The 26,201-nt window shown below is 71.4% G+C and carries 24 protein-coding genes and 6 tRNA genes; 17 read left to right on the top strand and 13 right to left on the bottom strand.

The annotated features are described in order from the left end of the window. Positions 1-16 precede the first annotated feature (16 nt). The 5 genes from AC069X_RS08585 to AC069X_RS08565 form a co-directional block, all read right to left on the bottom strand. Positions 17-778: an ABC transporter permease gene (locus tag AC069X_RS08585; RefSeq protein WP_478726472.1), complete on the bottom strand. Its 762-nt coding sequence runs from the start codon at positions 776-778 to the stop codon at positions 17-19. Then, positions 775-1,731, bottom strand: a complete 957-nt coding sequence (locus AC069X_RS08580; RefSeq protein ID WP_478726471.1) for an ABC transporter ATP-binding protein — start codon at positions 1,729-1,731, stop codon at positions 775-777. Before AC069X_RS08580 ends, AC069X_RS08585 begins: the two co-directional genes overlap by 4 nt. 170 nt (positions 1,732-1,901) lie before the next feature. After that, positions 1,902-1,974 (bottom strand) — tRNA-Gly (locus AC069X_RS08575). Positions 1,975-2,052: 78 nt separating this feature from the next. After that, positions 2,053-2,124 (bottom strand) — tRNA-Gly (locus AC069X_RS08570). A gap of 142 nt (positions 2,125-2,266) precedes the next feature. Further along, positions 2,267-2,584, bottom strand: a complete 318-nt coding sequence (locus AC069X_RS08565) for a histone-like nucleoid-structuring protein Lsr2 (protein ID WP_478726469.1) — start codon at positions 2,582-2,584, stop codon at positions 2,267-2,269. 327 nt (positions 2,585-2,911) lie between these two features. Here AC069X_RS08565 and purS point away from each other — a divergent pair, with 327 nt between their 5' ends. The 5 genes from purS to AC069X_RS08540 all read left to right on the top strand — a co-directional run bounded on the left by purS (position 2,912) and on the right by AC069X_RS08540 (position 7,549). Beyond that, positions 2,912-3,157, top strand: coding sequence for a phosphoribosylformylglycinamidine synthase subunit PurS (gene purS / locus AC069X_RS08560; protein ID WP_042801325.1), 246 nt, complete (start codon positions 2,912-2,914; stop codon positions 3,155-3,157). A 2-nt stretch (positions 3,158-3,159) separates the two neighbouring features. Further along, positions 3,160-3,840, top strand: a complete 681-nt coding sequence (gene purQ, locus AC069X_RS08555) for a phosphoribosylformylglycinamidine synthase subunit PurQ (protein WP_125594811.1) — start codon at positions 3,160-3,162, stop codon at positions 3,838-3,840. Then, a complete protein-coding gene (gene purL / locus AC069X_RS08550; RefSeq protein WP_478726467.1) occupies positions 3,837-6,086 on the top strand; it encodes a phosphoribosylformylglycinamidine synthase subunit PurL in 2,250 nt (749 codons plus the stop codon). The genes purQ and purL overlap by 4 nt, the downstream gene beginning before the upstream one ends. A gap of 146 nt (positions 6,087-6,232) precedes the next feature. Beyond that, positions 6,233-7,024 carry a maleylpyruvate isomerase family mycothiol-dependent enzyme gene (locus tag AC069X_RS08545; protein ID WP_478726465.1) on the top strand — a complete coding sequence of 264 codons (792 nt, stop codon included), beginning with the start codon at positions 6,233-6,235 and terminating at the stop codon, positions 7,022-7,024. Positions 7,025-7,069: 45 nt separating this feature from the next. Further along, entirely contained in the window at positions 7,070-7,549 is a 480-nt protein-coding gene (locus AC069X_RS08540; protein WP_478726463.1) for an META domain-containing protein, read from the top strand. Between the two features lie 398 nt (positions 7,550-7,947). Here AC069X_RS08540 and AC069X_RS08535 read toward each other — a convergent pair whose 3' ends face one another. Next, complete coding sequence (locus tag AC069X_RS08535; RefSeq protein WP_478727000.1) at positions 7,948-8,043, bottom strand: putative leader peptide; 96 nt, start codon at positions 8,041-8,043, stop codon at positions 7,948-7,950. 147 nt (positions 8,044-8,190) lie between these two features. On the opposite strand from AC069X_RS08535, the gene purF reads away from it, so the two are divergent. Next, positions 8,191-9,708: an amidophosphoribosyltransferase gene (gene purF / locus AC069X_RS08530; protein ID WP_478726461.1), complete on the top strand. Its 1,518-nt coding sequence runs from the start codon at positions 8,191-8,193 to the stop codon at positions 9,706-9,708. 119 nt (positions 9,709-9,827) lie between these two features. Further along, positions 9,828-10,898, top strand: a complete 1,071-nt coding sequence (gene purM / locus AC069X_RS08525; RefSeq protein ID WP_478726459.1) for a phosphoribosylformylglycinamidine cyclo-ligase — start codon at positions 9,828-9,830, stop codon at positions 10,896-10,898. A 116-nt stretch (positions 10,899-11,014) separates the two neighbouring features. Here the strand turns inward: purM and AC069X_RS08520 are convergent, their stop codons facing one another. Both AC069X_RS08520 and AC069X_RS08515 read right to left on the bottom strand, forming a co-directional pair. Beyond that, entirely contained in the window at positions 11,015-11,275 is a 261-nt protein-coding gene (locus AC069X_RS08520) for a DUF3073 domain-containing protein (RefSeq protein ID WP_478726457.1), read from the bottom strand. A 277-nt stretch (positions 11,276-11,552) separates the two neighbouring features. Next, positions 11,553-12,662 carry a Leu/Phe/Val dehydrogenase gene (locus AC069X_RS08515; RefSeq protein WP_478726455.1) on the bottom strand — a complete coding sequence of 370 codons (1,110 nt, stop codon included), beginning with the start codon at positions 12,660-12,662 and terminating at the stop codon, positions 11,553-11,555. Positions 12,663-12,844: 182 nt separating this feature from the next. On the opposite strand from AC069X_RS08515, the gene AC069X_RS08510 reads away from it, so the two are divergent. Together AC069X_RS08510 and bldC are read left to right on the top strand one after the other, a co-directional pair. After that, positions 12,845-13,678, top strand: coding sequence for a DUF8083 family protein (locus AC069X_RS08510; protein WP_478726454.1), 834 nt, complete (start codon positions 12,845-12,847; stop codon positions 13,676-13,678). A 609-nt stretch (positions 13,679-14,287) separates the two neighbouring features. Continuing rightward, positions 14,288-14,494, top strand: a complete 207-nt coding sequence (gene bldC, locus AC069X_RS08505; protein WP_003949541.1) for a developmental transcriptional regulator BldC — start codon at positions 14,288-14,290, stop codon at positions 14,492-14,494. A 660-nt stretch (positions 14,495-15,154) separates the two neighbouring features. Here bldC and AC069X_RS08500 read toward each other — a convergent pair. Next, positions 15,155-15,228, bottom strand: a tRNA-Asp gene (locus AC069X_RS08500). A gap of 71 nt (positions 15,229-15,299) precedes the next feature. Next, positions 15,300-19,223: an ATP-dependent RNA helicase HrpA gene (gene hrpA / locus AC069X_RS08495; RefSeq protein ID WP_478726452.1), complete on the bottom strand. Its 3,924-nt coding sequence runs from the start codon at positions 19,221-19,223 to the stop codon at positions 15,300-15,302. 411 nt (positions 19,224-19,634) lie between these two features. On the opposite strand from hrpA, the gene AC069X_RS08490 reads away from it, so the two are divergent. Genes AC069X_RS08490 through AC069X_RS08480 form a run of 3 tightly spaced genes read left to right on the top strand, consistent with a single transcriptional unit; the run spans position 19,635 to position 21,575 of the window. Further along, complete coding sequence (locus tag AC069X_RS08490; protein ID WP_478726450.1) at positions 19,635-19,964, top strand: hypothetical protein; 330 nt, start codon at positions 19,635-19,637, stop codon at positions 19,962-19,964. A gap of 52 nt (positions 19,965-20,016) precedes the next feature. Further along, positions 20,017-20,742 (top strand): DsbA family protein, encoded by a 726-nt coding sequence (locus AC069X_RS08485; protein ID WP_478726448.1) that lies wholly within the window; start codon positions 20,017-20,019, stop codon positions 20,740-20,742. Next, positions 20,739-21,575 (top strand): cytochrome c biogenesis CcdA family protein, encoded by an 837-nt coding sequence (locus AC069X_RS08480; protein ID WP_478726446.1) that lies wholly within the window; start codon positions 20,739-20,741, stop codon positions 21,573-21,575. The genes AC069X_RS08485 and AC069X_RS08480 overlap by 4 nt, the downstream gene beginning before the upstream one ends. Positions 21,576-21,616: 41 nt before the next feature. Here the strand turns inward: AC069X_RS08480 and AC069X_RS08475 are convergent. From AC069X_RS08475 to AC069X_RS08465, 3 genes are all read right to left on the bottom strand, one after another. Beyond that, positions 21,617-21,690 (bottom strand) — tRNA-Phe (locus tag AC069X_RS08475). Positions 21,691-21,712: 22 nt separating this feature from the next. Then, positions 21,713-21,786 (bottom strand) — tRNA-Asp (locus AC069X_RS08470). Between the two features lie 38 nt (positions 21,787-21,824). Further along, positions 21,825-21,897 (bottom strand) — tRNA-Glu (locus tag AC069X_RS08465). Positions 21,898-22,000: 103 nt separating this feature from the next. On the opposite strand from AC069X_RS08465, the gene AC069X_RS08460 reads away from it, so the two are divergent. The 5 genes from AC069X_RS08460 to AC069X_RS08440 form a co-directional block, all read left to right on the top strand. Further along, positions 22,001-22,351, top strand: a complete 351-nt coding sequence (locus AC069X_RS08460; protein WP_030225620.1) for a metallopeptidase family protein — start codon at positions 22,001-22,003, stop codon at positions 22,349-22,351. Beyond that, complete coding sequence (locus tag AC069X_RS08455; protein WP_478726444.1) at positions 22,348-22,830, top strand: FluC/FEX family fluoride channel; 483 nt, start codon at positions 22,348-22,350, stop codon at positions 22,828-22,830. Before AC069X_RS08460 ends, AC069X_RS08455 begins: the two co-directional genes overlap by 4 nt. After that, complete coding sequence (locus tag AC069X_RS08450; RefSeq protein WP_478726442.1) at positions 22,827-23,201, top strand: fluoride efflux transporter FluC; 375 nt, start codon at positions 22,827-22,829, stop codon at positions 23,199-23,201. The genes AC069X_RS08455 and AC069X_RS08450 overlap by 4 nt, the downstream gene beginning before the upstream one ends. An 86-nt stretch (positions 23,202-23,287) precedes the next feature. Further along, positions 23,288-23,965 carry a hypothetical protein gene (locus AC069X_RS08445; RefSeq protein WP_478726441.1) on the top strand — a complete coding sequence of 226 codons (678 nt, stop codon included), beginning with the start codon at positions 23,288-23,290 and terminating at the stop codon, positions 23,963-23,965. A 289-nt stretch (positions 23,966-24,254) separates the two neighbouring features. Continuing rightward, positions 24,255-26,201 (top strand): DEAD/DEAH box helicase (locus AC069X_RS08440; RefSeq protein ID WP_478726439.1); only part of this gene is annotated, 1,947 nt, incomplete at its 3' end.

Below are 26,201 nucleotides of genomic sequence, written 5' to 3'. Positions count from 1 at the left end.
CGGCTCTTCCCTCTGGCTAGCGTCGCGGTTCCCAGCGGAACCACCGCTGGACAGCAAACACCGTGACGATCATCCAGGCCAGCGTGGTGAGCGCGGCCCCCAGCAGGTCGTACCCCGCCACCCCGCCGCTCCAGCCGGCCCGGACGAGCGTCATCACGCCGCTGAGCGGCAGCAGTTCGCACACCGAGGCCACCGCGTCGGGCAGCTTGTCCGTCGGCGCGAACACCCCCGAGCCGATCACCGTCACCAGGAACAGCGGCAGCGTGGTGAGCCCCGCGGTCTCCACGTTGCGGGTGAACGCGCTGGTCAGCGCGGCCAGTCCGGCGAGCAGCGGCAGCGCGGCGAGGACGCCCGCCGAGACCAGCGCCGGGTTCCCCGGCATCGGCGCGCCCAGTACGGAGGCGCCGGCGACGGTGAGGACGGTGATCTGCGCGAGCGCGATGACGGTGGCGGGGAGCGCCGTCCCGGCGAGGATCTCCAGGTCGCCGGCCTCTCCCGTGCGCAGCCGCTTCAGTACGAGCTCCTCGCGCCGGGCCACGTACGCGGAGACCAGGTTCATGTAGACGACGAGCAGCAGCACCATCCCGATGCCGCCGGTGAGGGTGCCCTCGGCGACGGCGGCGGCGGTGTCCCCGCTGACGGACGTGCGCAGGATGAAGACCGTCGAGGCGGGCAGCAGCACGGCCACGCTCAGCGCGGCCCGGTTGCGTACGAGCAGGGTCAGTTCGGAGCGGCCGAGCGCGGCGAGGCGTCCGGGGTTCAGGGTCAGCGTGCTCATCGGGTTGCCGCCATCGTGTCGTCGTGGGTGCGGCTGCCGGCGTCCTCGTGGCGCCGGGTCCGGGCGATCTCCAGGAAGGCCTCCTCCAGGGAGGCGTGGCGGGCGTCGAGCCCGGCCAGGGCCACTCCGGCCTCGTCGGCCCAGCGCAGCAGCGTGCCGAGGTCGCGCTGGAGCCGCTCGGTGCGGATCTCCACCCGCTGTCCGTCGGCCGCGGCGCGCAGGTCCAGCGGCAGCCGGGCCGCCGGGACCCCGGCGGGCAGGGTGAAGCGGATCCGGGAGGGCTGGGTCGCGGTCACCTCCCCGGGGGTGCCCGACAGGACCAGTTCCCCCTCGTGCAGGATCGCGAGGCGGTCCGCGAGCTGCTCGGCCTCCTCCAGGTAGTGGGTGGTCAGCAGCACGGTGGTGCCCTGCGCCCGCAGTTCCCGTACGAGGGCCCAGGTGTCCTGGCGGCCCTCGGGGTCCATGCCGGTGGTCGGCTCGTCGAGGAACAGCACCTCGGGCCGGCCCAGCAGGGCCAGCGCGAGGTCGAGCCGCCGCCGCTCGCCCCCGGAGAGCTGCTTGACCCGTACGGAGGCCCGCGCGGCCAGTCCGACCAGCTCCAGCACCTCCGCCGCCGGGCGGGCGCCGGTGGTGACGCCGCTCCACATGCGGACGGTCTCGGTGACCGACAGGTCCGAGGGGAAGCCGCCCTCCTGGAGCATGACCCCGGTCCGCGGGCGGACCTCGGCCCGCCGGGTGAGCGGGTCGAGTCCGAAGACGCGGACCTGCCCGCCGGTCGGGGCGGCGAGGCCTTCCAGGAGTTCGACCGTGGAGGTCTTGCCGGCGCCGTTGGTGCCGAGCAGGGCGAAGACCTCGCCGCGCGCCACGGAGAAGGTGACGCCGCGCACTGCTTCGAAGCCCCCGGCGTAGCCGCGGCGCAGTTCCTCTGCCTGGATCACTGTGTCGGTGGTCATGGCTCAAGCCTCGCGGCGGCCCGGCGCCGGGAGCAGTGCGCGCTGTCACCGCCGGGGATGACATTTGTCATCGGACGTGACGGTGGCCACAAAGGGCGGGGGCGGGTGGGCGGGGAATGGGGAAATGACGAAGGCCCCGATCGGAATCCGATCGGGGCCTTCGTTCTCTGAGCGGACGACGCGACTCGAACGCGCGACATCCACCTTGGCAAGGTGGTGCTCTACCAACTGAGCTACGTCCGCATCTCGCTACGACCGGGGCCGTTGCGATGCGAGCACTACTCTACCTGATCCACAACCGTGGTCGGTAAAGCGGTGCAGAGCGGGTGACAGGGATTGCACACTGCGCCTCCCCCCTGGAAGGGGGGTGTTCTGCTACTGAACTACACCCGCACGACTTCGGGGTTCTTGCCTTTCGGCCTCGCCCCTCGGCGTGATCCACACACTAGCCGATCGGAGGGGGTGCATGGCAAATCCGGGTCGGGGGACGGCCGGCGGGCGGCCGCCCGCCGGTCACGAGGCGGCCACCGGACGGTCAGTGCGCCGCTTCGTAGGCCGTGTAGACGGCCTTGGGGATGCGCCCGCGCGGCGGCACGTCGTGCCCGTGGGAGCGGGCCCACGCCCGCACGACCGCCGGGTCGGGCGCGATCGACGTCATCTTGAAGGTCTTCCCCGACCGGGACTGGCGCCGGCCGGCGGCCACGAAGGGCGCCAGGCTCTTCCGGAGTTTCTTTGCGTTGGCCGCATTGAGGTCGATCTCGTACGACTTACCGTCGAGGGCGAACGTGACCGTTTCCGCCGCTTCTCCGCCGTCGATGTCGTCGGAGATCGTGACTACTACGCGCTGCGCCACGGATATCGGTCCCTTCGTGCGCCGTCGCCGCCCGCTGACGTGCGGTGATGTCGCCTGTGTGGATGTTTCGGTGGAATGCGTCAAACTGCCGGAATCCCGGCTGTTTCCTTTGTACCGCGATTCCCATTGAATTGCGAAGCCCAGTTAATTCTCCCCGCGTGTCTCCTCGCAATCCCGGGGGCGTGGTTTTCCGGTGGATTTTGCGAAGCGTTGGTGAAGCCGAAACGGTGCGCCGATCGGCCCGCCGGGATATCTACCCGCGTAGAAATTTCGGGCGGGTACGCTGAGGGAACCGCCTTCGCACCAACCACCTCATCGGGAGTGCCAGTGGCACGCGTCGTAGTCGACGTCATGCTCAAGCCGGAGATCCTCGACCCCCAGGGCCAGGCGGTGCAGCGTGCACTGCCGCGCCTGGGCTTCGATGGGATCGCCGACGTCCGCCAGGGGAAGCGTTTCGAACTGGAGGTGGAGGGCCCGGTCGACCAGGCCGCCCTCGACCGCATCCACAAGATGGCCGAAACGTTCCTCGCCAACACCGTCATCGAAGACTTCACCGTGAAGGTCGAGGCCTGACGGTGACCACACGCATCGGAGTCGTCACGTTCCCCGGAACGCTCGACGACCGTGACTCGCTGCGCGCCGTCCGCCTCGCGGGGGCCGAGCCGGTCTCGCTCTGGCACCGCGACAAGGACCTGCACCAGGTCGACGCGGTCGTCCTCGCGGGCGGCTTCTCCTACGGGGACTACCTGCGCGCCGGAGCCATCTCCCGGTTCTCGCCGGTGATGGAGACCATCATCGAGCAGGCCAAGGCCGGTATGCCCGTCCTCGGCATCTGCAACGGCTTCCAGGTCCTCACCGAGGCCCACCTGCTGCCGGGGGCGATGCTCCGCAACAACCACCTCCACTTCATCTGCCGCGACCAGAAGCTGCGGGTGGAGAACGCGGACACCGCGTGGACCGGCGACTACACCGCCGGCCAGGAGATCTCCGTACCGCTCAAGAACATGGACGGCCGGTACGTCGCCGACGAGCGCACGCTCGACGAACTGGAGGCCGAAGGCCGAGTGGCCTTCCGGTACCTCGACGTGAACCCCAACGGCTCGCTGCGCGACATCGCCGGCATCACCAACGCCGCGGGCAACGTCGTCGGCCTCATGCCGCACCCCGAGCACGCGGTCGAGCCGCTGATCGGGACCGGCCGCACCGACGGCCTCCCGTTCTTCACGTCGGTCCTGAAGAAGCTGGTCAGCGCATGAGCCTCGACACCGTAAAGAACGCCACCGAGACCCCGGACGCCTCCCAGCCCTGGAAGGAGCTCGGCCTCAAGGAGGACGAGTACGCCCGGATCCGCGAGATCCTCGGCCGCCGCCCCACCGGCGCCGAGCTCGCCATGTACTCCGTCATGTGGTCCGAGCACTGCTCGTACAAGAGCAGCAAGGTCCACCTGAAGCAGTTCGGCGAGAAGGTCCCGCAGAACGACGCGATGCTCGTCGGCATCGGCGAGAACGCCGGCGTCGTCGACGTCGGCCAGGGCTACGCCGTCACCTTCAAGGTGGAGTCCCACAACCACCCCTCGTACATCGAGCCCTACCAGGGCGCGGCCACCGGCGTCGGCGGCATCGTCCGCGACATCCTCGCCATGGGCGCCCGCCCGGTCGCCGTCGTCGACCCGCTGCGCTTCGGCGCCGCCGACCACCCCGACACCAAGCGCGTCCTCCCGGGCGTCGTCGCCGGCATCGGCGGCTACGGCAACTGCCTCGGCCTGGCCAACATCGGCGGTGAGGTCGTCTTCGACGCCTGCTACCAGGGCAACCCGCTGGTCAACGCCGGCTGCATCGGCGTGATGAAGCACGAGGACATCCACCTCGCCAAGGCCTCCGGCCCCGGCAACAAGGTCATCCTCTACGGCGCCCGCACGGGCGGCGACGGCATCGGCGGCGTCTCGGTCCTCGCGTCCGAGACCTTCGACGACACCAAGCCCACCAAGCGCCCCGCCGTCCAGGTCGGCGACCCCTTCCAGGAGAAGCTCCTCATCGAGTGCACCCTGGAGATCTTCAAGGAGAAGCTGGTCGCGGGCATCCAGGACCTCGGCGGCGCCGGGCTCTCCTGCGCCACCTCCGAGCTGGCCTCCGCGGGCTCCGGCGGCATGCGCGTCGAGCTCGACACCGTCCCGCTGCGCGACGCGACCCTCTCGCCCGAGGAAATCCTCATGAGCGAGTCGCAGGAGCGCATGTGCGCGATCGTCGAGCCGCAGTACGTCGACCGCTTCATGGAGATCTGCGAGAAGTGGGACGTCATCGCCACCGTCATCGGTGAGGTGACCGACGGCGAGCGCCTGGAGATCTTCTGGCACGGCGAGCAGATCGTGGACGTGCCCCCGGGCACCGTCGCCCACGAGGGCCCGGTCTACCACCGTCCGTACGCCCGCCCCGAGTGGCAGGACGCCCTCCAGGCGGACGACGCGGGCGCGCTGCCCCGCCCGCAGACCTCCGAGGAGCTCCGCGCGCAGGTCCTCGCCCTGGTCTCCTCCCCGAACCAGGCCTCCAAGTCCTGGGTCACCGACCAGTACGACCGCTTCGTGCAGGGCAACACCGTCCTCGCGCAGCCCGAGGACGCGGGCATGGTCCGCATCGACGAGGAGTCGAACCTCGGCGTGGCCATGGCCACCGACGGCAACGGCCGCTACGCCAAGCTCGACCCGTACGCGGGCGCCCAGCTGGCGCTGGCGGAGTCGTACCGCAACGTCGCCGCGACCGGCGCCAAGCCGCTGGCGATCTCCAACTGCCTGAACTTCGGCTCCCCCGAGGACCCGGGCGTCATGTGGCAGTTCGCCGAGGCCACCCGCGGTCTCGCGGACGGCTGCCTGGAGCTGGGCACCCCGGTGACCGGCGGCAACGTCTCCCTCTACAACCAGACGGGCGACGTCGCGATCCACCCGACCCCGGTCGTGGCGGTCCTCGGCGTCATCGACGACGTCAACCGCCGTACGCCGATGGCGTTCGCGGAGGCCGGCCAGCTGCTGTACCTGCTGGGCGACACGGCCGAGGAGTTCGGCGGCTCGGCCTGGTCCCAGGTCGTCCACGACCACCTCGGCGGCCTGCCGCCGAAGGTGGACCTGGGCCGCGAGAAGCTGCTCGCCGAGATCCTCATCTCGTCCTCCCGCGACGGCATGATCGACGCGGCGCACGACCTGTCGGACGGCGGCGTGATCCAGGCGCTCACCGAGTCCTGCCTCAAGGGCGGCAACGGTGCGCGGATCGTGGTCCCGGAGGGCCTGGACGCGTTCACCTTCCTGTTCTCCGAGTCCGCGGGCCGCGCCATCGTGGCGGTCCCGCGCAGCGAGGAGCTCCGCTTCACCGACATGTGCGGCGCCCGCGGCCTGCCCGCCACCCGCATCGGCGTGGTGGACGGCGAGGAGATCGAGGTCCAGGGCGAGTTCACCCTCCCCCTGGCCGAGCTCCGCGAGGCCCACGAGGCGACGATCCCGGCCCTCCTGGCCTGATCCCGCCGCTGTTCCCGCGGGCCCCCGGCCGGTTCCGGCCGGGGGCCCGCGGCTTCGCCGGGCGAAGTACCGGGCCGGCGCACCGGGCCGGTGCCGCGGACCGCGGTGCCCCGGGCCGGTCCTCCGGCCCGGAGTAGGGTCGGGCCATGCCGCCCGCCAAGAAGAAGCCACGTGCCTACGACCCCGCGAAGACCCGCGCGGCCGTCACCGCGCAGATGGGTCATGTTGCCGCCGCCGTAGCGGAGTTGACCCCGGAGCAGCTCGCCCGGCCGACGCACCTGGGCGACTGGACCGTACGGGACCTCGCCGCGCACGTCGCCTGGATCGTCCGGTCGATCCCGGAGGCGGCCGCCCGTCCCGCGCCCGCGAAGGCCGAGGTGACCGTCCAGACCTGGCCGTTCGCCACGGCCCGGCTGGCCGGGGCGATCGACGAACTGGCCCGGGAGACCGCGGCCGGGGAGGAGCTCGGCCCGCTGTACGCCGAGGCCACCGCCCGCTTCCGGGAACTGCTCGCGGTCCTCCCCGACGACCGGCTCCTGGACCTCCGCGTCGGAGCCATGGCCTTCGGGGACTTCCTCGTCACCCGCACCGTGGAACTGGTGGTCCACACCGACGACCTGAACCGGGCCGCGGGACTCCGCATCCCCGTCGACCGGCAGGCCCTCGCGGCCTGTACGCGGCTCCTCGCCGACGCCCTCGCGGTCAAGGCCCCCGGCGGTTCCGTCGAGGTACGGGTGCCGCCCTTCGCGGTGGTCCAGTGCGTCGAGGGCCCCCGCCACACCCGCGGCACCCCGCCGAACGTGGTGGAGACCGACCCGCTGACCTGGATCCGGCTCGCGACGGGCCGCACCGGCTGGGCCGAGGCCGTGGACGCCGCGCTGGTCAGCGCCAGCGGCGAGCGCGCCGACCTGTCGGAGCTGCTCCCGCTGATGGGCTGAGCGGGGCGGGTGGAACCGGCCGGGCGCCGGCCCCGTCCCAGGGGCATGCGTACCCTCAGGCTCCTCACGACCGGCGCCCTGGCGCTCGTACTGGCCCTGACCGCGTGCGGTCCCGACGGGCAGGACAGCGGCGAGGCCGCCCTGACCGTGGAGGCGTCCACCACCCCGCCGGTGCCGGACGCCCCGCTCACCGTGACCGCGTGGACCGTCGGCTCCGTCTCCGGTGCCGCCGCCCCCGGCGACCGGGAGGCCCGCTTCACCCTCACCCCCGACGGGCGGGCCGGCGGCACCCTCGGCTGCAACCGCTTCAGCGCCGCGGCCACGGTGGACGGCCCCACCGTGGCCTTCGGCCCGCTGACCAGCACCCGGATGGCCTGCGAGGGCCCCGCCGGGGAGATGGAGCGGGCCCTGACCGCCTTCCTCGGCAGCGGCCCCCTGACCTGGAGGATCCAGGGCCGCACCCTCACCCTCACCGCCCCCGGCGGAGCCACCCTCACCGCGGAGGCGGCCTCCGCGGCGGAATGACCCCGGGGCGGGAACGGGCAACGGAGGGACGGGGGGCAGGCCGGCGTTCACGGCCTCCCAGGCCCCGCGCAGCTCCGCCGACCGGGCCGGCTCGGCGGCCGCCCGGCCGGCCCGCTCGCGCCGGTCCCGGGCGGCCCGGAAATCCCGCTGCTGCGGACCCGTTCCGCGGGCCTCGGCGGCGCCCGCCGGGGCGGCGCCCAGGCCCACCGCGGCGCTCGCCGCGGTCACCCCGACGGCACTTCCGAAGGCACGGCGGGACAGCTTGCCCTCGTACGAAGACACAGGTACTCCAGGGCGCGGCTCGGAGGCCCGGCCCCGGGGCGCGCAGGGGACGGCGCGCGGCACGGCGGAGCGGGGCGGGGCGGAGCGAAATCAGGAAAAGGGAGAAAGAGTTGTGACTACGCGGAGCAGCGGCAGATGGCGCTCGCGACACGGACCAGGTCTACGTGGCGGCGCTCGACGAGGGTGACGGCTCGGTCACCGCGGGGCCGCAGGGGCCGAGAGCCTGTACGAATTCCCTCGTAGCTGTCGACAAAGTGATCGGAATACGAGACGGGGCCGTCCGGTCACCCTCTGTGCTGTGAGATTTCCCGGGCATCCCCAATTCGGACCAGTGGTCGATCTCGCCTACACTCGGTGGTGTGCCTCGTGGTGATGGACGACTCAACCACGACCTGCTCCCCGGCGAGAAGGGCCCCCAGGACGCTTGCGGCGTCTTCGGTGTCTGGGCTCCGGGTGAAGAGGTCGCCAAGCTCACCTACTTCGGACTGTATGCACTGCAGCACCGCGGACAAGAGTCCGCGGGAATCGCTGTGAGCAACGGTTCCCAGATCCTCGTCTTCAAGGACATGGGCCTCGTTTCCCAGGTCTTCGACGAAACCTCTCTCGGCTCGCTCCAGGGTCATATCGCGGTCGGTCACGCCCGCTACTCGACCACCGGAGCCTCCGTCTGGGAGAACGCTCAGCCCACCTTCCGGGCGACCGCCCACGGCTCGATCGCCCTGGGTCACAACGGCAACCTGGTGAACACCGCCGAACTCGCCGAGATGGTCGCCGACCTCCCCCGTCAGGACGGCCGTGCCACCCAGGTGGCCGCCACCAACGACACCGACCTGGTGACCGCCCTCCTCGCCGGACAGACCGACGACGACGGCAAGCCCCTGACCATCGAGGAGTCGGCCGCCAAGGTCCTCCCCCAGGTCAAGGGCGCCTTCTCGCTGGTCTTCATGGACGAGGGAACCCTCTACACCGCCCGTGACCCGCAGGGCATCCGCCCGCTGGTCCTCGGCCGCCTGGAGCGCGGCTGGGTGGTCGCGAGCGAGACCGCCGCCCTCGACATCTGCGGCGCCAGCTTCGTCCGCGAGGTCGAGCCGGGCGAGCTCATCGCGATCGACGAGAACGGCCTGCGCACCTCGCGCTTCGCAGAAGCGAAGCCCAAGGGCTGTGTGTTCGAGTACGTCTACCTGGCGCGCCCGGACACCGACATCGCCGGCCGCAACGTCTACCTCTCGCGCGTCGAGATGGGCCGGCGCCTCGCCAAGGAAGCCCCGGTCGAGGCCGACCTGGTGATAGCGACGCCGGAATCCGGCACGCCCGCCGCCGTCGGATACGCCGAGGCCAGCGGGATCCCGTACGGCTCCGGCCTGGTCAAGAACGCCTACGTCGGCCGGACCTTCATCCAGCCCTCGCAGACGATCCGCCAGCTCGGCATCCGCCTCAAGCTCAACCCGCTCAAGGAAGTCATCCGGGGCAAGCGCCTCGTCGTGGTCGACGACTCGATCGTCCGCGGCAACACCCAGCGCGCCCTCGTGAAGATGCTCCGCGAGGCCGGCGCGGCCGAGGTCCACATCCGGATCTCCTCCCCGCCGGTGAAGTGGCCGTGCTTCTTCGGCATCGACTTCGCCACCCGGGCCGAGCTGATCGCCAACGGCATGACGGTCGACGAGATCGCCACGTCGCTGGGCGCGGACTCGCTCTCGTACATCTCGCTGGACGCGATGATCGAGGCGACCACCATCCAGAAGCCCAACCTCTGCCGTGCCTGCTTCGACGGCGAGTACCCCATGGAGCTGCCCGACCCGCAGCTGCTGGGCAAGCAGCTCCTGGAGAACGAGCTCGCGGGCGGCACCGACGCCGCCGACGCGCTTCGCCGCCCGTAGCCCCCGTGGGCCGGCCCTCCCCGGGCCGGCCCGGCTCCACCTGCGCCGAGCCCTGTCTTTGAGGCTTCTCCCGGGGCCCGGCACCACACGCAGCAACGACACGAAAGCTCTCGCCTGTCATGACAGAGAAGACCACCGGTGCCAGCTACGCAGCCGCCGGCGTCGACATCGAAGCGGGCGACCGCGCCGTCGAGCTGATGAAGGAGTGGGTGAAGAAGACGCAGCGCCCCGAGGTCCTCGGCGGCCTCGGCGGTTTCGCCGGCCTCTTCGACGCCTCCGCCCTCAAGCGCTACGAGCGCCCCCTGCTGGCCTCGGCCACCGACGGCGTGGGCACCAAGGTGGACATCGCCCGCCGGATGGGCGTGTACGACACCATCGGCCACGACCTGGTCGCCATGGTCATGGACGACATCGTCGTCTGCGGTGCCGAGCCGCTCTTCATGACGGACTACATCTGCGTCGGCAAGGTGCACCCGGAGCGGGTCGCGGCCATCGTCAAGGGCATCGCCGAGGGCTGCGTCCTCGCGGGCTGCGCCCTCGTCGGCGGCGAGACCGCCGAGCACCCGGGCCTCCTCGGGCCGGACGAGTTCGACGTGGCGGGCGCCGGCACCGGTGTGGTCGAGTACGACCGCCTCCTCGGCGCGGATCGCATCCGTACGGGGGACGCCGTCATCGCGATGGCTTCGTCCGGCCTTCACTCGAACGGGTACTCGCTGGTCCGGCACGTCCTCTTCGACCGGGCCGGGATGTCCCTGGAGCAGCACGTCGAGGAGCTCGGCCGCACCCTCGGCGAGGAGCTGCTGGAGCCGACCAAGATCTACTCGCTGGACTGCCTGGCCCTCACCCGTACGGCCGAGGTCCACGCGTACTCGCACATCACGGGCGGCGGCCTCGCCGCGAACCTCGCCCGGGTGATCCCGGACCACCTGCACGCCACGGTCGACCGCGCCACCTGGGCGCCCGGAGCCGTCTTCGACCTCGTCGGCAAGGCCGGCGGCGTCGAGCAGCTGGAGCTGGAGAAGACCCTGAACATGGGCGTCGGCATGATGGCCGTGGTCCCGCAGGAGTCGGTGGACGTGGCCCTGACCACCCTGGCCGACCGGGGCGTCGAGGCCTGGGTCGCCGGCGAGATCCTCGACCGGGGCGACCACGCCGAGGGCGCGACCCTCACCGGCAGCTACGCGGTCTGAGCAGCACGGAAACCCGGTCCGGGGCAGTGCCCTGGACCGGGTTTCGGCATGTTCGGAGCAGCCAGTGAGGCTTCAGCAGGAAGTCTGCCGGTGCGCCCACTGAGAGGATCGGTGCGTCAAGCCCCGCGACGGTGCGCCGAGGGGCCGGACTGCTCGTCCTCGTCCTCGTCGTCATCGTTGTACAGATCCGCGTACTTGGCGTACGGGTCGTCGTCGTCCAGATCGTCATCGACTTCGACCGGCGCGCCGATAGGCAGCGGCTCTGTCTGCGATGCGCCCAGCTCATTGGCCAGACGCGAGAGGTCAGTCCCGCCGCTGTTGTACTTCAGCTGGCGGGCGACCTTTGTCTGCTTGGCCTTGGCCCGGCCGCGCCCCATGGCTCGACCCCCTCGGTGACGGGGCTCGACGGCCCCAGAGTCTGACACGCGTTCATGGTTCGGAGCGGGCTCTCCGTGGAGAGACCGTCCGTAGGGGTTTAACGGTACCTGCTTCCGCGGCCATACGGTACGCCGCCCGCATGACGCGCCTCTCCACAGAACCAGCGGGACACCCCGTACTCGCTGGTCAGCTGCGATTTTAACGCTTTCCCAGCCGACGACCCGCCGAAGCGCAGTGAGTTCCGTCTCGCCGCGCTCCGGCGGGCCCCCGGGAGGGCTACGCCTTGCGTGCCGCGGCGCGCTCCGCGAGGGCGTCGGACATGCGCTGCTCGGCGATCCGGTCGGCCGCGGCGGCCGGCGGGATCCCGTCGGCCTTCGCACGTGCGAATATGGCCAGCGTGGTGTCGAAGATCTTCGAGGCCTTCGCCTTGCACCGGTCGAAGTCGAAGCCGTGCAGCTCGTCGGCGACCTGGATGACCCCGCCCGCGTTGACCACGTAGTCCGGGGCGTAGAGGATCCCGCGGTCCGCGAGGTCCTTCTCCACCCCCGGGTGCGCGAGCTGGTTGTTCGCCGCGCCGCACACGACCGAGGCGGTCAGGACCGGGACGGACTCGTCGTTCAGGGCGCCGCCGAGCGCGCAGGGGGCGTAGATGTCCAGGCCCTCCGTGCGGATCAGGGCCTCGGTGTCGGCGACGGCGGTGACCCGGCCGCCGGGGTGCTTGTCGAGGATCTCGCGGACGGACTCCTCGCGGACGTCCGTGATCACGACCTCGGCGCCGTCCTCCAGCAGGTGCTCCACCAGGTGGCGGCCGACCTTGCCGACACCCGCGACGCCGACCTTGCGGCCGCGCAGGGTGGGGTCGCCCCACAGGTGCTGGGCGCTGGCGCGCATGCCCTGGAAGACGCCGTACGAGGTGAGGACCGAGGAGTCGCCGGCGCCGCCGTTCTCGGGGGAGCGGCCGGTGGCCCAGCGGGTCTCGCGGGCGACGACGTCCATGTCGGAGACGTACGTGCCGACGTCGCAGGCGGTGACGTAGCGGCCGCCCAGGGAGTCCACGAACCGGCCGTAGGCCAGCAGGAGTTCCTCGCTCTTGAGGACGGACGGGTCGCCGATGATGACGGCCTTGCCGCCGCCGAGGCCGAGACCGGCGAGGGCGTTCTTGTACGACATGCCGCGCGAGAGGTTGAGCGCGTCGCGGACGGCTTCCTCGTCGGAGGCGTACGCGTGGAAGCGCGTGCCGCCGAGGGCCGGACCCAGGGCGGTGGAGTGGATGGCGATGACGGCCTTGAGGCCCGTGGCTCGGTCCTGGCACAGCACGACTTGCTCGTGGCCGCCCTGTTCCGAACGGAACAGGGTGTGCAGGACGCCGTCGGTCATTTCGGTCACGGTGGTGACTCCCATGGAAGAGATGCGGCGGAAAGACGCCCGCCCTGCGGGTGGGGGAGGGCGTACTGGGAGCAGAGTAAGACCTGCGGCGCGCGGGGGTAGTCCCTGTCCGGGGATCGGAACACTCCTGTGTTACGGCGCCCGGAGGTGAGCCGGACCGCCGAAAAGGGGAGGACGGGTGCGTGAGCGAATCCCCACGGCCCGCGCCGGCCGTCCCCTACGCCACCTACCTGCGCGTGTACGAACCCCTGGCGGCGTTCACCGAGCCGGAGCGCACGCACTGGGCGGCCTACGCCCGGCGCGGGGCCGCCCCGACGGCCCAGGACGAACTGCGGCGCTCGCTGTCCGATTTGGTGCGGGTTCCCGTGGTCGGCGTCCCGGCGCACGAGAGCGGGGACGCCTTCACCGCCGAGCTGGACGGGGTGCTGCTGGTCTGCCCCTGGCGGACCCGGCTGCGCGGCTGGCTGGCGCTCCAGGAGCTGGTCGCCGACTTCCCGCGCCCGGTGCTGGACGCGGCGCTGCCGCCGGAGCAGCGGCGCCGGGCCGCCGAGGCGTACGAGGTCTGGCGGGAGCGGAACCCGGACGCGCGCCCGTGGATCCGTACCGGGGTGTGGCAGGTGCCGCTGCGCTGGTTCGTGCTGGTGGCGGACGAGGAGCGGGAGTACCTGCCGGGCGAGCGGCTGCGCTACCGGACGCCGATGGTGCAGGCCCGGCGGCGCCTCGCGCGGGCGCTGCGGACGCTGCGCGAGGCGGAGGGGTACGGGCCGCTGGCGGACGGGCTGGTGGAGGTCGGCGGCTGGCTGGAGGAGTTCCATCCGCGGTCGATGGTCGAACTGGACTACGGGGGGCTGCTGCACGCGCTGCCGGCTGACGGCCTGGCCGGGGACCGTTCGGCCCGCGACCTGGCGGAGGGGATCGCGGCCCTGCGGGCGGGGGACCACGAGGGTGCTTCGCAGGTGTACGCGGAGCTCTCGCTGCGCTGGCGGGCGGTCAGGGAGAGGCTCTTCGCGAACTAGGGGGGCTTTGGCCCTTTCGGAACCCGGGGCGGGTGGGGATCATGTACGAATCCCGTTCGGTACCCGTTCGGCCCCTCGCGTATCGCCCGTATCGGTTGTCATCGGCCGATCGGTCACAATACGCAGATCAGGGGTTCGATCACCGCATTAAGGTCTTAGGCCCAGGACCTACGTCCCGATACGGGCCATTGGCCCAAGCGTGACGGAACGCACTATCCACACCCTTGCGCCCTTCCCCTACCCTCGTGCCAAAATAGGACAAGGAGTCCGGGGAGGGTTCCTTCCGCCCAACTATGGTCGGAATGCTCGGTATTGCACTCTATGGGGGGTCTGACGACTCCTGATCGCTCTGTGACTGATCGTCACAGTGGGGTGACTGTCCGTTATAGGGCGGTCCATCGGCTTCCGCCGCTGATGAACACCTCGGAGGGCAATTCCATCGGTTTGGCCGTCGAGGCTGGACGGATGGTGTAGTTGTAGTGCCGAGGACAAGCCGTTCGTCCTATAACCGACTCGGCCTGCGTATGTCCATTTCGGGCAACGCGGGCCAAGGTGCAGAATTTAGAGGAAAGAACCGAGATTGGTTCGGTTCTCCCGAGGAGGCCGCTCATGACCGCTCGCACCCCTGATGCCGAGCCGCTGCTGACCCCGGCTGAGGTTGCCACGATGTTCCGCGTGGACCCGAAGACGGTCACCCGCTGGGCCAAGGCTGGCAAGCTCACGTCCATCCGCACCCTGGGTGGACACCGCCGTTACCGCGAGGCCGAGGTTCGCGCACTGCTCGCGGGAATTCCGCAGCAGCGCAGCGAGGCCTGAGGTCCCGCAGCACCACCGCATTAACGGGTACGTGTCGGATCCCCCAATCCGATGAAACCCACAAGGCTTCATCGGCTGGGCCTGCCCCAACAGGCTCACTGCCGCGACCGCGCTGGACTCCGCCGGGTCCAGCGCGGTCTTTTTTATGCCCCGGACCGGTTCGGGCCCCGTCGTCCCCGGGCGCCGGCGGGGTAGGTGCCATTGCACATATTAAATCGAGCGTGCGTAGGGGTCCGATAAGTGTGCGAGTCTCGGGAACTCGTGTGGTGACTCCCGTCACAGGCGATGTCTCTCGCGTATCCGGCAATGCGTCCCGCACAGGGGATCGCGGGCGGAGAGCCTCATGCGAACGGGGGATTTTTCCCCTCTGTACCCTCTGCGTGTCCGGCCCGGCTGGAGGGCCCCTGGAAGCCCCCCGGGCCCCGTCGGCGGCCCCGGAGGCGCCGAGGCGGCGCGGAGGCCGCAGGAAGGCCGTCAGGGGCGTTCCGGGCCCCGGGTGATCACGGCCCCCGGGTGATGGCGGGGTGGGGAGGGGGGTGGGACGGGGTGGTGGACGGAGTTGGCGGGGGAGCGGCGGCGGCCCGCCCCACCCGGCCCGGCCGTACCCGAACACGCGTCAGGGCCCGTATCCCTCGCGGGATACGGGCCCTGACGTTTCTGCGATCCTGACGGGACTTGAACCCGCGACCTCCACCTTGACAGGGTGGCGAGCTAACCAACTGCTCCACAGGACCTTGATTCGCGGCCGATCGGCGCGGCTGCGAATCAGACTGTACAGCAGGTCAGGGGGTGCGGTCGAACCCGATCACGGCGCAGCCGCGTCCACCGCCTTCACGATCCGCTTGTCGGAGATCGGATACGCCGTCCCGAGCGCGTGCGCGAAGTAGCTCACCCGCAGTTCCTCGATCATCCAGCGGATCTCGGTGACCGCCTCCGGCACGGGCCGGCCCTGCGGCAACTGCTCCAGCAGCCACAGGTATTCGTCCCGCATCTCGTGGACCTTCTGCATGCGCGTGGTGTCGCGCTGGGCGCCCGTGGGCATCTGCTGGAGCCGCCGGTCGGCCGCCACCAGGTAGCGCATCAGGTCCGGCAGCCGCCTCAGCCCGGTCAGGGTCACGAACCCGGCCGGCATCAGGGCCGCCAGCTGCGCCTTCACGTCCGCGACGTTCGCCATCAGGGCGAGGCTGCCGGTGGCCTTCAGCCGCCGCTCGCAGGCCTGCCAGGCCGCCAGGACCTGCTGCACCTGGCCGACGGTCCGCACCGTCGTGTCCACCAGGTCGGCCCGGACCTTGTCGTAGAGCCGGCGGAAGCCCGCCTCGTCCCAGGCCGGGCCGCCGTGGTCGGCGATCAGCTTGTCGGCGGCCGCGGTCGCGCAGTCCTCGAACAGCGCCTGGACGGAACCGTGCGGATTGCGGGACAGCGCCAGCTTCTGCTGGTTGGACAGCTTGTCCGAGGCGAACTTCGCCGGGTTCACCGGGATGTTGAGCAGGATCAGCCGCCGGGTGCCCAGCCACATCGCCTGCTGCTGCTCGGCCTCCGTGTCGAAGAGCCGCACGGCGACGCTCGTCCCCTCGTCCACCAGCGCCGGGTACGCCTTCACCGGCTGCCCCGCCCGCCGGGTCTCGAAGACCTTGACCAGGGAACCGATCGTCCAGTCGGTCAGCCCCGAGCGCTCCAGGGACTCCCCGCCCGCACGCTCGGCGGTTGCGGCCGCCGCCTTGGAAAGGGCCTGGCGGGCCTTCGGCTTCAGCTTCAGCCGCAGGGCCTCCAGGTCCTTGTCCTCGGCGATCTTGCGGCGCCGCTCGTCGACGATCCGGAAAGTGATCTTCAGGTGGTCCGGGATCCGGGAGAGGTCGAAGTCCTCCGCCCGGACCGGAACCCCCACCATCCGGTGCAGCTCACGCGCCAGCGTCACCGGCAGCGGCTCCTGGAGGGGGTGCGAGGTCTCCAGGAAGCGGGTGGCGTAGTTCGGCGCGGGCACGTAGTGCCGGCGGATCGGCTTCGGCAGCGAGCGGATCAGCTCGGTGACGACCTCCTCGCGCAGACCCGGGATCTGCCAGTCGAAGCCCTCCTCGGTGACCTGGTTCAGCACCTGGAGCGGAACGTGCACGGTCACACCGTCCGCGTCCGCCCCCGGCTCGAACTGGTACGTCACCCGGAACTTCAGCTGCCCCTGCCGCCAGGAGTCCGGATAGTCGGCCTTGGTGACCCCGGCCGCCTTCTCCGTCAGCAGCATCTCGCGCTCGAAGTCGAGGAGTTCGGGCTCCTCGCGCCGCTTGTGCTTCCACCAGGAGTCGAAGTGCGCACCCGAGACCACGTGCTCGGGGATGCGCTGGTCGTAGAAGTCGAACAGGGTCTCGTCGTCCACGACGATGTCGCGGCGCCGCGCCCGGTTCTCCAGCTCCTCGACCTCGGTGAGCAGCTTGCGGTTGTCGGCGTAGAACTTGTGGTGCGTACGCCAGTCACCCTCGACCAGGGCGTTGCGGATGAACAGCTCCCGCGACACCTCCGGGTCGATCCGGCCGTAGTTGATCTTCCGCTGGGCGACGATCGGCACGCCGTACAGCGTGACCTTCTCGTACGCCATCACCGCGGCCTGGTCCTTCTCCCAGTGCGGCTCGCTGTACGTGCGCTTGATCAGGTGCTGCGCCAGCGGCTCCACCCACTCGGGCTCCACCTTGGCGTTCACCCGCGCCCACAGCCGCGAGGTCTCCACCAGCTCCGCCGACATCACGAACTTCGGCTGCTTCTTGAACAGCGCCGAACCCGGGAAGACCGCGAACTTCGCCGACCGCGCGCCCAGGTACTCGTTCTTGTCGGTGTCCTTCAGACCGATGTGCGACAGCAGACCGGCCAGCAGCGAGATGTGGATGTTGGTCTCGGCGCCGTCCGCCTCGTTGACGTGGATGCCCATCGTCTTCGCGACCGAGCGCAGCTGCGCGTAGATGTCCTGCCACTCGCGGATCCGCAGGAAGTTCAGGTACTCCTGCTTGCACATCCGGCGGAAGGAGGACGAGCCGCGCTCCTTCTGCTGCTCACGGACGTAGCGCCACATGTTCAGGTACGAGAGGAAGTCGCTCGTCTCGTCCTTGAACCGGGCGTGGTTCTGGTCCGCCTGCGTCTGCTTGTCCGACGGCCGCTCGCGCGGGTCCTGGATCGACAGGGCCGCCGCGATGACCATGACCTCGCGGACACAGTTGTTCTTGTCCGCCTCCACGACCATGCGGGCCAGCCGCGGGTCCACCGGCAGCTGGGACAGCTGCCGGCCCATGGGGGTGAGCCGCTTCTTCGGATCCTTCTCCGCCGGGTCCAGCGCCCCGAGCTCCTGGAGCAGCTGCACGCCGTCACGGATGTTGCGGTGGTCCGGCGGGTCGATGAAGGGGAACTTCTCGATCTCGCCGAGCCCGGCGGCGGTCATCTGGAGGATGACGGAGGCCAGGTTCGTCCGCAGGATCTCCGCGTCCGTGAACTCCGGACGGGCGTTGAAGTCGTCCTCCGAGTACAGCCGGATGCAGATGCCGTCGCTCGTACGGCCGCAGCGGCCCTTGCGCTGGTTGGCGCTGGCCTGGCTGATCCGCTCGATCGGCAGCCGCTGCACCTTCGTGCGGTGGCTGTAGCGGGAGATGCGGGCCGTACCCGGGTCGATCACGTACTTGATGCCGGGGACCGTCAGGGAGGTCTCGGCGACGTTCGTCGCGAGGACGATCCGGCGGCCGGTGTGCTGCTGGAAGACCCGGTGCTGCTCGGCGTGCGAGAGCCGTGCGTACAGCGGCAGCACCTCGGTGAACCGCAGCTTCTTCTTGATCAGCGCGTCCGCGGTGTCTCGGATCTCGCGCTCGCCGGAGAGGAAGACCAGGATGTCGCCCGCGCCCTCGTTCTGGAGCTCGTCGACGGCGTCGCAGATCGCGGTGATCTGGTCGCGGTCGCTCTCCTCGGAGTCCTCTTCCAGGAGCGGCCGGTAGCGCACCTCGACGGGATACGTGCGGCCGCTGACCTCGACGATCGGAGCGTCGCCGAAGTGGCGGGAGAAGCGCTCCGGGTCGATGGTCGCGGAGGTGATCACGACCTTCAGGTCGGGGCGCTTGGGGAGCAGCTGGGCCAGGTAGCCCAGCAGGAAGTCGATGTTGAGGCTCCGCTCGTGGGCCTCGTCGATGATGATCGTGTCGTAGGCGCGCAGCTCGCGGTCCGTCTGGATCTCGGCGAGCAGGATGCCGTCCGTCATCAGCTTCACGAAGGTCTCGTCCGGGTTCACCTGGTCGGTGAAGCGGACCTTCCAGCCGACCGTCCGGCCGATCTCCGACTTCAGCTCCTCGGCGATCCGCTCCGCGACCGTGCGGGCCGCGATCCGCCGGGGCTGGGTGTGCCCGATCATGCCCCGGACACCGCGCCCCAGCTCCATGCAGATCTTGGGGATCTGCGTGGTCTTGCCGGAGCCCGTCTCGCCCGCGACGATCACGACCTGGTGGTCGCGTATCGCCTCGGCGATCTCGTCCTTCTTCTGGCTGACGGGCAGGTTCTCGGGATACGTGACCTCCGGCATGCGCGAGGCACGGCCGGCCAGCCGCGCGGCGGCCTTCCCGGCCTCGGCGGCGATCTCGTCGAGCACGGCCTGCCGGGCCTCGGGCTTGCGGATGCGGCGGGCGCCCTCAAGGCGGCGGCCGAGGCGGTGCGCGTCACGGAGGGAGATCTCACCGAGAAGCGTCTGCAGGGCGGCGAAGGAAGTAGACATACCTGATCGAGGATCTCACCTGGGCCGGGCGGGTGGCGAACGCATTTGTGCCCCTCCCCGTACCATTTCGGGACGAGTCCCCCGGTCGAGCGAGTGAGAGGCAGCCCACCCTTGTCCTCCCGTCCCCGCGTGTGGCGCCCGTGGGCCGCCGCCGGGCTCGCGGTGGTCCTGGGCCTCTTCGCCCTCGCCCTTGCCCTGGCCGGGCACGTACGGGCGGCCCCTGTCGCGGCGGCGCCTGCCTTGGTTGGGCCTGTCGTGGCGGCGCCTGCCTTGGCCGGGCCTGCCTTGGCCGGGCCTGCCTTGGCCGGGCCTGCCTTGGCCGGGCCTGCCTTGGCCGGGCCTGCCTTGGCCGGGCCTGCCTTGGCGGCGCCTGTCGGGGTCGCGCCTGTCCTGGTCGCGCCCGTTCCGGCCGTGTCCGTCCAGGTCCCGCCCGTCGCGGCGGCCCCGGACCGGGGTCCGGCCGGTGCGCCCGTTTCCTCGTGGGCCGCCGCCGGGGCGGACCGTGCCTCCGCGTGGGGCCAGGAGCGGGGGCCCGCCTGCGCACCCGACTCCCCCGGGCACGGGAAGGGCCCGCTCGTGCCGCCCCGGGCCGGGCAGGACCAGGCGCAGCTCGCGGCGCCGGCGGCCCGCCCCGCGCCCGAGGCGGCGGGGCCGGACCGGGGGGAGCGCGTACGGGTGCCCGTACGCGGGCCCGGTCAGCGGGCTCCATCGCCGGAGGAGCTGTCCGTGATGCGGGTGTAGGGGGAGCCGCACCACCGTTCCCCTTCACCACACGCAGCTCTGGAGCACCCTCATGTCCCGCTCGTCCCGCAAGCCCCTGCTGATCTCCGCCGGGGTCGCGCTCGCCACCGTCACCCTCGGCCTGGTCTCCTGGCAGGCCACCGCCCCCGAGGAGAAGCGCCGCGACACCTCCGCCTCCGCCTCCCGGTCCGCCTCGGCCGCGCCCCGCACCGACCCCGCCGCCGAGCTCAAGGCGCTGGCCCGCCGCGACGCCGGGGACAAGCTCGCCGTGGGCCGCCCCGACGCGCCCGTCGTCCTGATCGAGTACTCCGACTTCAGGTGCGGCTACTGCGGCAAGTTCGCCCGCGACACCGAACCCGAACTGGTGAAGAAGTACGTCGAGGACGGCACCCTGCGCATCGAGTGGCGCAACTTCCCGATCTTCGGCGCCGAGTCCGAGGCCGCCGCCAAGGCCGCCTGGGCCGCCGGGCAGCAGGACCGCTTCACCGCCTTCCACGCCGCCGCGTACGCCGAGGACGCCAAGGCCAAGGGCTTCGGCGAGGAACGCCTCGTGGAGCTGGCCCGCGAGGCCGGAGTCCCGGACCTGGAGCGCTTCAAGCGCGACATGGCCGGCGAGCAGGCCGCCGCCGCCCTGCGCAAGGACCAGGAGGAGGGCTACCGCATCGGCGTCCAGTCCACCCCGTCCTTCCTCGTCAACGGACAGCCCATCGCCGGCGCCCAGCCCCTGGACGCCTTCACCGCCGCCATCGCCAAGGCCAAGGCGGCGGCCCAGCGGTGACCGGCATCGGATACCTGGCCGCCCTGCTCGGCGGCCTCCTCGCCCTGCTCAGCCCGTGCAGCGCCCTGCTGCTGCCCGCCTTCTTCGCGTACTCCATCGACTCCCGCTCGCGGCTCCTGGCCCGCACCGGGATCTTCTACGCGGGTCTCGCGAGCACCCTCGTACCGATGGGCGCGGCGGGCTCCTACGCGGGCCGCTTCTTCCACGGCAACCGCGACCTGCTCGTCCTCGCCGGAGGCTGGCTGATCATCGCGCTCGGCCTCGCCCAGGTCCTGGGCCTCGGCTTCGCCTCGCGGCGCGTGTCCGAGCTGTCCGGCCGGATCCGCCCGACCACCGCCCTGTCGGTGTACGCCCTCGGCGCGGTCTACGGGCTGGCCGGCTTCTGCGCGGGCCCCATCCTCGGCAGCGTCCTGACGGTGGCGGCGGTCAGCGGCAGCCCGGTCTACGGCGGCCTGCTGCTGGCGGTGTACGCGCTGGGCATGGCCGTACCGCTGTTCGTGCTGGCCCTGCTCTGGGAGCGCTTCGACCTCGGCCGGCGGCGCTGGCTGCGCGGGCGGGCCTTCCGCGCGGGCCGCCTCGAACTGCACACGACCTCGCTGCTGTCCGGGCTGTTCTTCATCACCCTGGGCGCGCTGTTCCTCGCCTACGACGGGGCGAGCGCCCTGCCCGGGCTGCTGGACGTGGACGACTCGTACGCCGTCGAGCGCTGGGTGGGCTCCGTCGCCGACGCCGTGCCGGACTGGGCGCTGCTGGCGCTGATCGGCGCGGGCGCGCTCGCCTTCGGGCTGGTGCGGTGGCGCCGCACGGCCCGTGCGGAGGAGCGGGAGGGGTAGAACGCGGAAGGCCCCGTCCGATGGACGGGGCCTTCCTTTTGTGGCTGGGGCCGGGGTCGAACCGGCGACCTATCGCTTTTCAGGCGATCGCTCGTACCAACTGAGCTACCCAGCCACGAGACTGTTTCCAGCCTCAGCGATCCTGACGGGACTTGAACCCGCGACCTCCACCTTGACAGGGTGGCGAGCTAACCAACTGCTCCACAGGACCTGGTGTGTGCAAGAGCAAGTCTCGCACATGGTGTTGCGTACCCCCAACGGGATTCGAACCCGTGCTACCGCCTTGAAAGGGCGGCGTCCTGGGCCACTAGACGATGAGGGCTAAAGACCCACCGGGCACTTTTCAGCGCGTCGGGGACGTGAGAAGCATATGGGATCGGAGGAGCTATCGCCAAAACGGTTTCCCCCGGAGCGACAATGGCCGGGTGCTGGAGATGACGCGCGAGGAGTTCGAGGAGCTCGTCGCAGAGGCCCTGGACCGGATCCCGCCGGAGCTGACGCGGCTGATGGACAACGTCGCGGTGTTCGTCGAGGACGAGCCGCCGGCCGACGACCCCGAGCTGCTCGGCCTGTACGAGGGGACCCCGCTCACCGAGCGCGGCGAGTGGTACGCCGGAGTGCTCCCCGACCGCATCACCATCTACCGGAACCCCACGTTGCGGATGTGCGAGGACCGGGAGAGCGTGGTCGCCGAGACGGAGGTGACCGTGGTGCACGAGATCGCCCACCACTTCGGCATCGACGACGAACGGCTCCACGCCCTGGGCTACGGGTGACCGAGCCCCTCCCCGGCGCGGAGGCGATCGACCCGGACGTCGACCTCCACGTGCCCGCCCAGCGCACCGAGCCGCAGGGCCGGGTGCTCGCCGCCGTCGCCGCGGGCGGCGCCGTCGGGGCCTCGGCCCGCTACGGCGCGACCTTGTTGTGGCCGGCCGCGCCCGGGGCCTTCCCGTGGGCGACCTTCTGGACCAACGCCGCGGGCTGCGCGCTGATCGGCGTACTGATGGTGCTGATCAGTGAGGGCGGGCGGAGCACCCCGCACCCGCTGCTGCGGCCGTTCGCCGGGGTGGGGGTGCTCGGCGGGTTCACCACCTTCTCCACCTACGCCCTGGACTTCTCCCGGCTGCTGGACGAGGGCGAGGCGGGGACGGCGCTGGCGTACGCCGGGCTGACGGTGGGGGCGGCGCTGGGCGCCGTGTGGGCGGCCGCCGCGCTGACGCGCCGCGTGGTCGCGGCCGTGCCGGGGCGCCGGTGAACTGGCTGCTGGTGGTGGCGGGCGCCGTCGTCGGGGCGCCGCTGCGGTACCTGGCGGACCGGGCGGTGCAGGCGCGGCACGATTCCGTGTTCCCGTGGGGGACCTTCGTGGTGAACGCCGCCGCCTGCCTGCTGCTCGGGGTGACGGCGGGGGCGGCGCTGGCCGGGGCGGGCTCCTCGCGGGTGGAGCTGCTGCTGGGGACGGGGCTGTGCGGGGCGCTCAGCACGTACTCGACCTTCTCGTACGAGACCCTGCGGCTGGCCGAGCGCGGCCGGGGGTTCCTGGCCGCCGCGAACGTCGGCGCGTCGGTGCTGGCCGGGCTCGGCGCGGTGACGCTCGGGTCGCAGGTGGCGCGGCAGCTGTTCGCGTAAGGGGCGTGTCTCTTACGGGGTAAAGGGAGTTGGGCTCATTGACCCACTCATCGCGGACCCCGCCGCAGTGCTCCGGAGGTGCCCCCGTGCGCCCTTTGACCGCTTCCCTGTCCGCGTCGCTCAGACTGGCCGTCTCCGCGCTCGCCGTCGCCGCCACGGCGGGCTGCATGAGCGTCGGCGAGGACGCCGCGAAGCCGGGGCCCTCCGCCTCGGTCGGCGGCAAGGACGCGGGCGGACCCGTCGGCGCGGCCGGCGGGGGGCACGGCTCCGGGGTCCACGGCAACGGGCGCGGGGTCAAGGACGCCACGGGCAACCAGGCGGGCAAGCCCGGCGAGCCCGGGAAGGCCTCCGGCGCGACCGGGGCCACGCCCAGCCCGGGCGCCCCCGCGAAGCCCGGGCAGCCCTCGCCGTCGGCCGGGCCGGGCGGCGGTGCGGGCGGCCAGGGCGGCCAGGTGCCGTCCGGGGGCGGTACGGGGGCCGGCGGCTCGGGTTCGGCGGCGGGCGGCGGGTCCGGGTCGGGGTCGGGGTCGGGCTCGGGCGGAGCGGGGTCGGCGGCGGGGGGTTCCGGATCAGGTGCGGGCGGCTCCGGTTCCGGTTCCGGCTCGGGGTCGGGTTCCGGGTCGGGCTCCGGGTCCGGGTCCGGTTCCGGTGGCTCCGGTTCCGGTGGGTCGGGCGGGACGCCCACCCCGGACCCCACTCCCACTGTGACGGAACCCACACCGACCGGGTCGTCCGACGCGGGCCCCGGGGCGGGCGTCGCCTAGGGCGTTCTGTCCGGGTCCAGGGGGTTCTGAAGGGATCCTTCCGGGGTTCGCGCATCTCGTCCCGGAGTCATCGCCGCAGGTCAGCGGGGAGACCCGGGGGGCGACTTGCCAGACCCCCGGGAGGGTGCGTATGGTTATAGATCGTTTGATCCCATTGCCCGGCGCCGAATCCGAAGAGCGCCGTGTGGCGCGTACTCTCCCTAGCCGTGGCTGACCGCATTGAGGCGGTCGATTTGCGATTCACGGAGTTTGGGCGCGTGCCGAGACTCCGGAAGGTTTCGCATTTCGCATGTCCATTTCCAGTTCTGACCGTTCCGTCATGCCCGAGAACGACTCCACCGAGATCGTCGACGCCGAGACCCTCGCGGTCACCGAGGCCATGGACGCCATCGAGCGCGACGAGATCATCGAGGCCCTTGAGGCAGACGTGGCGGATGTCGCCGACGTGACCGCCGAGGCCGATGAGGCCGCCGACGCCGACGACGCCGAGCCCACCGTCACCTTCGCGGACCTCGGTCTGCCCGAGGGCGTCGTGCGCAAGCTCGCCCAGAACGGTGTCACCACCCCGTTCCCGATCCAGGCCGCGACCATCCCGGACGCCCTGGCCGGCAAGGACATCCTCGGCCGCGGCCGCACCGGCTCCGGCAAGACCCTCTCCTTCGGTCTGCCGACCCTGGCCCGCCTGGCCGACGGCTACACGGAGAAGAAGAAGCCCCGCGCCGTCATCCTCACCCCCACGCGTGAGCTCGCCATGCAGGTGGCGGACGCCCTCCAGCCCTACGGCGACGTCCTCGGCCTGAAGATGAAGGTCGTCTGCGGCGGCACCTCCATGGGCAACCAGATCTACGCCCTGGAGCGCGGTGTCGACATCCTCGTCGCCACCCCCGGCCGTCTGCGCGACATCATCAACCGCGGCGCCTGCTCCCTGGAGAACGTCGAGGTCGCCGTCCTCGACGAGGCCGACCAGATGGCCGACCTGGGCTTCCTGCCCGAGGTCACCGAGCTGCTCGACCAGGTCCCGGCCGGCGGTCAGCGCATGCTCTTCTCCGCGACCATGGAGAACGAGATCGGCACGCTGGTCAAGCGCTACCTGACCGACCCGGTCAGCCACGAGGTCGACAGCGCCCAGGGCAACGTCACGACCATGACCCACCACGTCCTCGTCGTGAAGCCGAAGGACAAGGCGCCGGTCACCGCCGCCATCGCCGCCCGCAAGGGCCGCACCATCATCTTCGTCCGCACCCAGCTGGGCGCCGACCGCATCGCCGAGCAGCTCATCGAGGCCGGCGTGAAGGCCGACGCGCTGCACGGCGGCATGACGCAGGGCGCCCGTACCCGCGTCCTCGCCGACTTCAAGGACGGCTACGTCAACGCGCTCGTCGCCACCGACGTCGCCGCCCGCGGCATCCACGTCGACGGCATCGACCTGGTCCTCAACGTGGACCCGGCCGGTGACCACAAGGACTACCTGCACCGCTCGGGCCGTACCGCCCGTGCCGGCAAGTCCGGTGTCGTCGTCTCGCTGGCCCTGCCGCACCAGCGCCGCCAGATCTTCCGCCTGATGGAGGACGCGGGCGTCGACGCCTCGCGCCACATCGTCCAGGGCGCCGGCGCCTTCGACCCGGAGGTCGCCGAGATCACCGGTGCGCGTTCGCTCACCGAGGTCCAGGCCGACTCCGCGAACAACGCCGCCAAGCAGGCCGAGCGCGAGGTCGCCGACCTCACCAAGCAGCTGGAGCGCGCGACCCGTCGCGCCGCCGAGCTGCGCGAGGAGGCCGACCGCCTCGTCGCCCGCTCCGCCCGTGAGCGCGGCGAGGACCCGGAGGCCGCCGTGGCCGAGGTCGTCGAGGCCGCCGAGGCCGAGCTGGCCGCCGCCGTCGCGGCCGTCGTCGAGCCCGTCGCCCAGGAGCGCACCTTCGAGCGCCGCGACGAGCGGGGCAACTACGAGCGCCGCGACAACCGCCGCGATGACCGTGGTGGCGACCGTGGTGGGTTCCGCCGTGACGACCGTCCGTCGGGTGGTTTCCGTCGTGACGAGCGTCGTGACGACAACCGTGGTGGCTTCCGCCGCGACGACCGTCCCTCGGGTGGCTTCAACCGCGATGACCGTGGTGGCGACCGTGGTGGGTTCCGCCGCGATGACCGTCCGTCGGGTGGTTTCCGTCGTGACGAGCGTCGTGACGACAACCGTGGTGGCTTCCGCCGCGACGACCGTCCCTCGGGTGGCTTCAACCGC

Source organism: Streptomyces sp. NPDC043896, from assembly GCF_056435605.1.
This window is presented reverse-complemented; position numbering and strand designations above follow the sequence as displayed.

Coding starts and splice junctions, on each gene's coding strand:
- purL (WP_478726467.1), top strand. CDS start 3,837: ATGAGCCTCGACACCGTAAAGAACGCCACCGAGACCCCGGACGCCTCC.
- AC069X_RS08520 (WP_478726457.1), bottom strand. CDS start 11,275: ATGGGGCGCGGCCGGGCCAAGGCCAAGCAGACAAAGGTCGCCCGCCAG.
- AC069X_RS08585 (WP_478726472.1), bottom strand. CDS start 778: ATGAGCACGCTGACCCTGAACCCCGGACGCCTCGCCGCGCTCGGCCGC.
- AC069X_RS08580 (WP_478726471.1), bottom strand. CDS start 1,731: ATGACCACCGACACAGTGATCCAGGCAGAGGAACTGCGCCGCGGCTAC.
- purM (WP_478726459.1), top strand. CDS start 9,828: ATGACAGAGAAGACCACCGGTGCCAGCTACGCAGCCGCCGGCGTCGAC.
- AC069X_RS08545 (WP_478726465.1), top strand. CDS start 6,233: ATGCCGCCCGCCAAGAAGAAGCCACGTGCCTACGACCCCGCGAAGACC.
- hrpA (WP_478726452.1), bottom strand. CDS start 19,223: ATGTCTACTTCCTTCGCCGCCCTGCAGACGCTTCTCGGTGAGATCTCC.
- bldC (WP_003949541.1), top strand. CDS start 14,288: ATGACCGCTCGCACCCCTGATGCCGAGCCGCTGCTGACCCCGGCTGAG.
- AC069X_RS08540 (WP_478726463.1), top strand. CDS start 7,070: ATGCGTACCCTCAGGCTCCTCACGACCGGCGCCCTGGCGCTCGTACTG.
- AC069X_RS08485 (WP_478726448.1), top strand. CDS start 20,017: ATGTCCCGCTCGTCCCGCAAGCCCCTGCTGATCTCCGCCGGGGTCGCG.